The sequence below is a fragment of the Bacillus cereus group sp. BfR-BA-01382 genome (assembly GCF_022663475.1).
GTDB classification, from domain to species: domain Bacteria; phylum Bacillota; class Bacilli; order Bacillales; family Bacillaceae_G; genus Bacillus_A; species Bacillus_A thuringiensis_S.
The window spans coordinates 1-471 of record NZ_JAKUFQ010000280.1; the positions used below are offsets into that span (position 1 = coordinate 1).

Below are 471 nucleotides of genomic sequence, written 5' to 3' on the forward strand. Positions count from 1 at the left end.
CTATCATTCCAATATAATTGACAGGCTCCACGCAATCCTGATTGGGCTAACCATTTATTTTCGTATATATTCTTCAATTGATCCAGATTTAATTTTTCTTTTTCTTCAATTGTCCATTTTAGTGCTTGTAATGTTTTTTCTTTCGTCCAAAACTTATTAGGAGCCTTATTAAATTCCCATTCTTTAAATCGATTTGGATATAAATCATTAATCATCGCATACGGGCTTCCATTCCAAATCACCCTTAGAGGTGCACTTAATCGATGTTCAATTAACCATTTTTGCCCATAAATTTGTAAGAGTTTTTGTGGTGGTAATTTCTCCTCTTCTTCAATTAACCATTTTAATAATTGTAGGGCCTTTTCTTTCGTCCAAAAATTTAATGGTGTCATTCTAAATTCCCATTCTTTAAATTGATTCGGATATAAATCATTAATCATCGCATATGGACTATTATTATATTTGTGCTTC

Annotated in this window: 1 protein-coding gene; it reads right to left on the minus strand. The window is 31.2% G+C overall.

Annotated features, from left to right (window positions below):
* Positions 1 to 471 (minus strand): DUF4046 domain-containing protein (locus MR160_RS33930; RefSeq protein WP_481746748.1); only part of this gene is annotated, 471 nt, incomplete at both ends.